Raw genomic sequence first — 7,487 nt, 5'->3', positions numbered from 1 at the left:
GTGCCGGGAACGGAGGCGCGCCGCACCCCTCGGACGGCACCCGCACCTCGCCCACTCCGACGGTGACGGTGACGCGGGTGCCGACCGGTTCGGGGTCCGCGCCTGCCGGGTACCGCCTGGTGCGCGATCCGGCGGGCTTCGCCCTGGCGGTGCCGGAGGGGTATGTGCGTACGGTCGAGCCGCCGCAGGTGTTCTACGTGTCGCCGGGCGGCGCGTTCCGGATCGGGGTGCGGGAGGCGGCGCCGGTGCAGGGCGGTCCCGGGGCGGCGCTGCGCGAGGCGGACGGGCAGGGGCCGCGCACGTATCCCGGCTACCGCTCGGGGCGCGTCGCACCGGCCCGGCACCACGGACGCCCGGCCGCCCGCTGGGAGTTCACCTGGGACGGCTCGGGCGACGGCTGGGGCCCGCGCCGCATGCTGGACGTGGCGTGGGAGGAGGGCGGCCGGATGTACGACGTGTGGGTGTCGGCGCCGGTGGGCCGCGAGACGGAGGCCCGGCGCCACTTCGGCACGGCCCTCGACACGTTCGTACGGGAGGGGACGTGAGTTGGCACGTGACGTGAGCGGGTACGGGGCGTGAGGCGGATCGGGGCGTGAGCCGGGCCCGGCCGCCCATACCGACCCCGCTGTGCGAGACCCGTCACAGTGCCGCCCGTCCCGGCACGGACCGACAGCGGCAAAGAAGTACAAACGGCGCGAAATCCGGCCCCCTGGGTCACGGGTCAGTGACCGCTGTCCTCCCTGGGTGGATCGGGGGCCGGGCGGCGCGGTAAGGATGGACCCATGAGCAACCACGGGGGAACGCCCTACGGCCCGAACGATCCGACGAGCTACGGCCTGCAGCCGCCGCAGCAGCCGCCGGGCGCCCCGGGGCCGTACGGTGGCGGCGCCCCCGACCCGTACGCGCAGCAGCAGCACGCACAGCAGCACGCGCAGCAGGAGACCGCCGCGTACGGGCAGCAGTCCGGGCCGCAGCAGCCCGCCGCTCCCACGCCGCCCCCGCCGCCGCAGCCGCACGCCATCCCCACGCAGGTGGTGCCGCAGGAGCAGGCGCAGCCCGACCCGGGTACGGGGCGGCTCATCGCGGGGCGTTACCGGCTGCTCTCCAAGCTCGGCCACGGCGGTATGGGCACCGTGTGGCGGGCCAAGGACGAGACGGTGGACCGTGAGGTGGCGGTCAAGGAGCCGCGCATTCCGGACCATCTGCCGGCGCGGGAGCGGGCGAACGCCTTCGAGCGGATGCGGCGCGAGGCGCGCGCCGCGGCGAAGCTGGACCACCCGGCCGTGGTGAGCGTGCACGACGTGGCGGTCGAGGACGGCCAGCCGTGGATCGTCATGGAGTTCGTGCAGGGCCGTTCGCTCGGCGACGCGCTCGCGGAGGGCACGCTCAGCGGCCGGGAGGCCGCGCGGATCGGCCTCGAAGTGCTCGGCGCCCTCGAGGCGGCGCACGCCGCGGGCGTTCTGCACCGGGACGTGAAGCCGGACAACGTGATGCTCGGCCGGCACGACCGGGTCGTCCTGACCGACTTCGGTATCGCCCAGATCGAGGGCGAGACCAACCTGACGGACACCGGCAGCTTCGTCGGTTCGCCCGAATTCATCGCGCCCGAGCGGGTGTTGGGGCAGCGTCCGGGCCCGGCCTCTGACCTGTGGTCGCTCGGTGTGGTGCTGTACGCGGCGACGGAGGGTGTCTCGCCGTTCCGCCGCAACAACACCCCGGCGACCCTGCAGTCGGTCATCAACGCGACCCCGGCCGCGCCGAACGCCGCGAAGGGTCCGCTGGCCGACGCGATCAACCGGCTCCTGAACAAGGACCCGAACCACCGGCCGACGGCGGCGCAGGCCCGTCAGCTCCTGGAGGAGGCGGTCCGCCCGCCGTCCCCGACCCGCACCCAGTCCATGAGCGGTACGGCCCGTGGCCCGGTGGACGGCGTACGGGTCAGCCGCAAGGTCCTTTTCGGGGGTGTGGCGGTGGTGCTGGCCTCCGTGGTGGCGGCGGGTCTTGTGATCGCGGATCCGTTCGCGGGGTCGGTCTCCGACGAAGAGGGCTGGAAGGCCAAGGAGTTCAAGGGGGTCGGCGGTTCGGTCATGCTGCCGACGCACTACGTGCTCACCGATGCCCCTGACCCCGACATGGATCAGGGCGAGTACTTCACGCAGTACAGCGACCCGAGCGGCGCGATCAGCGTCGAACTGCGCCTGGAGAAGAAGGCGGAGGACGACAGCGACGAGATCAAGAGCAGTGCGGCGGCCGAGGCGTTCGACGACGCCGAAGGGCTGCGGGGCGCCACGTCCTCCACCGATGTGCTGCCCAACGCCGACATGGAGCCGGCCAAGGTCACCACCAAGAACGACGTGTTGTACCAGGAGCGGAAGGCCGCCGAGAACACCGTCCGGTACTCGATGGAGGCCGACGAGATCAAGATGCCCCGCGAGGCCAAGATCTTCTACTACCGCGCCAAGTCCGGCGACATGTACAAGCTCGCGATCAACTACCCGGGCAAGGGCGACATGACCGAGCGCGGCCGTGCGGTGGCGCAGGCGGCGATCGAGAACCTGAAGATCGACAAACTCTGATCGTTTCTTGGCCAGGGGGTCTGACAACCCCCTGATCAGCCCCTTTACTGCCAGCGCCCACTGGCGCGATGTGCGCACTCCGTGAAACCTCGTTACCGACGGGTACCCAAAAGGTTTCCGGAGTCGTACGCTCACGCTCATGACGGACTCGCAGGCTCCCGCTCCGGGCACGAACGACAGCAGCAACGACACCAGCGACGGCGCCGGCAACGGCAAGGGCACCAACCCCATCGCCCCCGCACCCGCAGGCGCGCGTACCGCGGTCGATGTGGTGACGCCTGAGCTGGTGGCCCAGCTCACCCGTGACGTGGTCGGCTCCGGGCGGACCGCCAACCACACGCCGTTCACCGGCGAGAAGCTGGCGGACCTGCCGGAGTCGACGCCCGAGGACGTGGCGCTCGCCTTCGAGCGGGCCCGTGCCGCGCAGGCCGCCTGGGCCGCGACGCCGGTGCGCAGGCGGGCCGCGGTGCTGCTGCGCTTCCACGACCTGGTGCTGCAGCGGCAGGCCGAGGTGCTCGACCTGATCCAGCTGGAGACCGGCAAGGCCCGGCTGCACGCCCACGAGGAGGTGCAGGCCGTCGCGGTCGCCGCCCGGCACTACGGCCGCAAGGCACCCTCGTACCTGAGCTCCAAGCGGCACACCGGTGTGGTGCCGACGCTCACCAAGGTCGTCGAGAACCGGGTGCCGCGCGGTGTCATCGGCCAGATCGCGCCGTGGAACTACCCGCTGGAACTCTCCGTCGGTGACGCCCTGCCCGCCTTCGTGTCCGGCAACGCCGTCGTGATGAAGCCCGACACCGAGACCTGCCTGACCGCCCTGTGGGCGCGTGACCTGCTGATCGAGGCCGGGCTCCCGGCCGAGGTGTTCCAGGTCGTCCTTGGCGAGGGCCCGGTCGTCGGCCCCGAGGTCGTCAAGCACGCCGACTACGTCTCGTTCACCGGCTCCACCCGCACCGGCCGCGAGGTCGCGCAGGGCGCCGCCGCCCGACTGGTCGGCGTCTCGCTCGAACTCGGCGGCAAGAACGCCATGCTGGTGCTCCAGGACGCCGACGTCGACAAGGCGGCGGCGGGCGCGGTGCGCGCCTGCTTCTCGTCCGCGGGCCAACTCTGCATCTCCATCGAGCGGTTGTACGTCCACGAGTCGATCGCCGACGAGTTCGTGGCCCGGTTCGCGGCCCGCACCCGCGCGATGCGTCTGGGCACCTCGCTCGCGTACGGCGCCGACATGGGCTCCCTCGTCGGTGAACGCCAGCTGGAGACCGTCACGCGGCACGTCGAGGAGGCCGTGTCCAAGGGCGCGACGCTCGTCGCGGGCGGCGTCGCGCGCCCCGACATCGGCCCGTACTTCTTCGAGCCGACCATCCTCGACGGCGTCGAGGCACCGATGTCCGTGTGCAACGAGGAGACCTTCGGCCCGGTCGTCTCCGTCTACCGTTTCACCGACGAGGACGAGGTCGTCGAGCGCGCCAACGCCACGGCGTACGGCCTGAATTCCTCGGTGTGGACCAAGGACGGCCGCCGCGGCCGCGCCGTCGCCGCCCGCCTGCGCACCGGCACGGTCAACGTCAACGAGGGCTACGCGCCCGCGTACGGCAGCGTCCAGTCGCCGATGGGCGGCATGAAGGACTCGGGCCTGGGCCGACGGCACGGCTCCGAGGGCATCCTCAAGTACACCGAAGCGCAGACCGTCGCCCAGCAGCGCCTGATGCCGCTGGCGCCGTCCTTCGGTATGGACGACGAGAAGTACGCGGCGTTCATGAGCACGAGCCTGCGTGTCATGAAGGCGTTCCGACTGCGCTGACGCCCGCCGCCACCTGCGCGGCCCAGCTGCGCGGCACGCGTCTGACCTGCACGTTTCTACGGAGGTATCGGTGTCACAGGACGAGTCTGTCCACAACCACGCTGAGCCGGACGAGGATTTCGACTACGACGTCCTGGTCGTGGGCTCCGGCTTCGGCGGCAGTGTCTCCGCGCTGCGCCTGACCGAGAAGGGGTACCGGGTCGGCGTCCTGGAGGCGGGCCGCCGCTTCACCCGCGCCTCGCTGCCGAAGAACTCCTGGGACCTGAAGAACTATCTGTGGGCCCCGGCGCTCGGCCTCTACGGCATCCAGCGCATCCACCTGCTCGGCAACGTCATGGTCCTCGCGGGCGCGGGCGTGGGCGGCGGTTCGCTGAACTACGCCAACACCCTGTACGTACCGCCGAAGCCGTTCTTCGACGACCCGCAGTGGAAGGACATCACGGACTGGCAGGAGGAGTTGAAGCCGTACTACGACCAGGCGCAGCGCATGCTGGGCGTGCGGCTCAACCCGACGATGACCCCGTCCGACGTGCACCTGAAGGCGACGGCCGAGGCGATGGGCGTCGGTGACTCCTTCCACATGGCGCCGGTCGGCGTGTTCTACGGCGACGGCGAGGACGCCACCGGCGACGCCAAGGGCGCGCCCGGCACCGAGGTCGCCGACCCGTACTTCGGCGGCGCGGGCCCCTCGCGCAACGCCTGTACGGAGTGCGGCGAGTGCATGACGGGCTGCCGGCACGGCGCGAAGAACACCCTGAACGAGAACTACCTGTACCTCGCGGAGAAGGCGGGCGCGACCGTCCACCCGATGACGTCCGTCGTCTCGGTCAGCGACGACGCGCGCGGCGGCTACGCGGTGGCGACGCTGCCCACCGACGCCAAGCGCAAGGGCAAGGGCCAAGTGTTCCGGGCCCGCCGCGTCGTCATCGCCGCCGGTACGTACGGCACCCAGACGCTGCTGCACCGGATGAAGGACAACGGTCTGCTGCCGCGCGTCTCGGACCGCCTCGGTGACCTCACCCGCACCAACTCCGAGGCCCTGGTGGGCGCCCAGACCGACAACCGGCGCTACAAGAAGCGGCACGGCGTCGAGAAGGTCGACTTCACCAAGGGCGTCGCGATCACATCGTCGATCCACCCGGACGCCGACACGCACATCGAGCCGGTGCGCTACGGCAAGGGCTCGAACGCGATGGGCGGCATGACGGTCCTTCAAGTCCCGTACGGCTCAAGGCGGGTGGCGGCCTGGCTCGCCAACTGCGCCCGGCACCCGCTCCTCATGCTGCGCTCGCTGTCCAACCGGCGCTGGTCGGAGCGGACCATCATCGGCCTGGTCATGCAGTCCCTGGACAACTCGCTGACCACGTACCGCAAGGAAAAGGGCCTCGGCAAGGGCCTGTTGACGGCACGTCAGGGCCACGGTGCGCCCAACCCGAACCAGATCAAGGAAGCGACCGAGGCGGCCTCGCTGCTCGCCGAGGAGATCAACGGCTTCGCCGGGTCCAACATCGGTGAGCTGATGGGCACCCCGCTGACCGCGCACTTCCTGGGCGGCTGCCCGATCGGCGCCGACGCCGAGAGCGGCGTCATCGACCCGTACCACCGGCTGTACGGGCACCCCGGCATCTCGGTGGTCGACGGCGCCGCGGTCTCCGCGAACCTCGGCGTGAACCCGTCGCTGACCATCACCGCACAGGCCGAGCGCGCCATGTCGCTGTGGCCGAACAAGGGCGAGGACGACCAGCGCCCCGCCCAGGGCGCCGGTTACGAGCGGCTCGCCCCGGTGCAGCCCAAGTCCCCGGCGGTCCCGGCGGACGCCTTCGGCGCGCTGAAGCTCCCGTTCCTGGGGATCCCGACGGTGCCGCCGAAGAAGTAGCCGCGCCACCCCCGTACGACAAAGGGACCTGCACCCCCCTCCGAGTGCAGGTCCCTTGTCACGTACAGGAGTTGGGCGGGCCTCAGACGGCCGCGCCCTCACCCCGGCGGCGCTTGACGGCGAAGACCACACCGGCACCGGCGACGAGCGTGATGCCGCCGATCAGGCCGATGGTCGGCAGCGCCGAGCTCGAACCGGTCTCGGCGAGGCTGCCGGTGACCTGAGTCGCCTTGTCCTTGCTCGGCTTCTCGGTGGTGACCGGAACCTTGCCGCCTTCCTGCGGCTTGGTGCCCTCGGTGTCGGTGCCCGCACCGACGATCCGGAACTTGTACGCGACCTGGCCGAAGCCGACGCACTCGGCGTCCTCGTCGCTGTACACGCTGCCGCCGAGCGAGAAGCCGGTGCCGACGGGGGCGCTGTTCTTGACGTTCAGGCGCAGCGGGATGTCGACCTGGTACTCGGGCTCAAGCGCGTCCGTCCAGCCGACGAAGCCGGCGGCGTGACCGTCGGTGCCGATGTTCTCCCAGGCGCCGGTCTCCTCGTTGAAGGCCTGCAGCTCGACCTGGCGGGTCTTGAAGACGTTCTCGCCGTTCTTGTCGGCGGAGGCACCGGCGACGAAGAACAGGTCCTTGAGGGTCGACTCGGAGTTGTTGGCGACCGTCATCTTGAACTTGTGCCAGCCGGAGCCCGCGGCGATCTTGCCGGGCAGGCCCTTGATGTCGACGTCGACCTTGGACTCGGCGCACTCGACCGGCTCGGTGGGCTCGTCGGTCGGCTCCTCGGGCTCCGACTCGGACGGGGTGGGCTCAGCCGTCTCGGTCGCGGTCTCGGTCGGAGCGGTGGTGGGCTCCTCTGTCGGGCCCTCTGTCGGGCCCTCGGTGGGCTCCGAGGTGGGATCCGTGATCGGGTCCGGGGAGCCCGGGTCGGTCGGGGCGGGGTCCGTGGGATCGGGTGCGGTCTCGGTGGCGCTCGCGGAGGGAGTCGGGTCGGTCCCCTCTGTCGCGTAGGCGGCGGGCGCGGCGAGCAGCGCGACCGGGGCTATGACTGCCGTCGCGGCCGCGGTGGCCATGACACGGCGAAGCTTCATGGAAGACCTCGGAAAGTCCGGCGTACCGCGTCACGCGGCACGGAGGTGGGAGGCCTCCGCGGTGGGGCGCGGGTGTGGCCGTTGATACGCATGCATGACCTGCGACGGGTGTGCAGGGTTGCACCGGAACTCACAGAATCTTTATGT

The 7,487-nt window shown here is 71.1% G+C and carries 5 protein-coding genes; 4 read left to right on the top strand and 1 reads right to left on the bottom strand.

Going from position 1 to position 7,487, the window contains the following annotated elements; all coding sequences use genetic code 11:
- The 4 genes from GUY60_RS31225 to GUY60_RS31210 form a co-directional block, all read left to right on the top strand.
- On the top strand, positions 1-545 hold a 545-nt coding region (locus GUY60_RS31225), incomplete at its 5' end, for a serine/threonine kinase C-terminal domain-containing protein (protein WP_512700846.1).
- A 237-nt stretch (positions 546-782) separates the two neighbouring features.
- Entirely contained in the window at positions 783-2,576 is a 1,794-nt protein-coding gene (locus GUY60_RS31220; RefSeq protein ID WP_161703932.1) for a serine/threonine-protein kinase, read from the top strand.
- Between the two features lie 139 nt (positions 2,577-2,715).
- The gene (locus tag GUY60_RS31215; protein ID WP_161703930.1) at positions 2,716-4,377 is read left to right on the top strand and encodes a succinic semialdehyde dehydrogenase; all 1,662 of its coding nucleotides are present in this window, start codon (positions 2,716-2,718) and stop codon (positions 4,375-4,377) included.
- Positions 4,378-4,447: 70 nt separating this feature from the next.
- Positions 4,448-6,253, top strand: coding sequence for a GMC oxidoreductase (locus GUY60_RS31210; RefSeq protein ID WP_161703928.1), 1,806 nt, complete (start codon positions 4,448-4,450; stop codon positions 6,251-6,253).
- Between the two features lie 82 nt (positions 6,254-6,335).
- On the opposite strand, the gene GUY60_RS31205 is transcribed toward GUY60_RS31210, so the two are convergent.
- A complete protein-coding gene (locus GUY60_RS31205) occupies positions 6,336-7,340 on the bottom strand; it encodes an LPXTG cell wall anchor domain-containing protein (RefSeq protein ID WP_161703926.1) in 1,005 nt (334 codons plus the stop codon).
- Positions 7,341-7,487: the final 147 nt, after the last annotated feature.

Origin of the sequence: Streptomyces boluensis (genome assembly GCF_009908195.1) — a bacterium.
GTDB lineage: Bacteria > Actinomycetota > Actinomycetes > Streptomycetales > Streptomycetaceae > Streptomyces > Streptomyces boluensis.
The sequence above is the reverse complement of the archived record's forward strand: the minus strand, read 5'-3'. Positions and strand labels throughout refer to the sequence as shown.

Excerpts from the sequence above, each read along its gene's own strand:
- GUY60_RS31220 (WP_161703932.1), top strand. The coding sequence starts at position 783 with ATGAGCAACCACGGGGGAACGCCCTACGGCCCGAACGATCCGACGAGC.
- GUY60_RS31215 (WP_161703930.1), top strand. The coding sequence starts at position 2,716 with ATGACGGACTCGCAGGCTCCCGCTCCGGGCACGAACGACAGCAGCAAC.
- GUY60_RS31205 (WP_161703926.1), bottom strand. The coding sequence starts at position 7,340 with ATGAAGCTTCGCCGTGTCATGGCCACCGCGGCCGCGACGGCAGTCATA.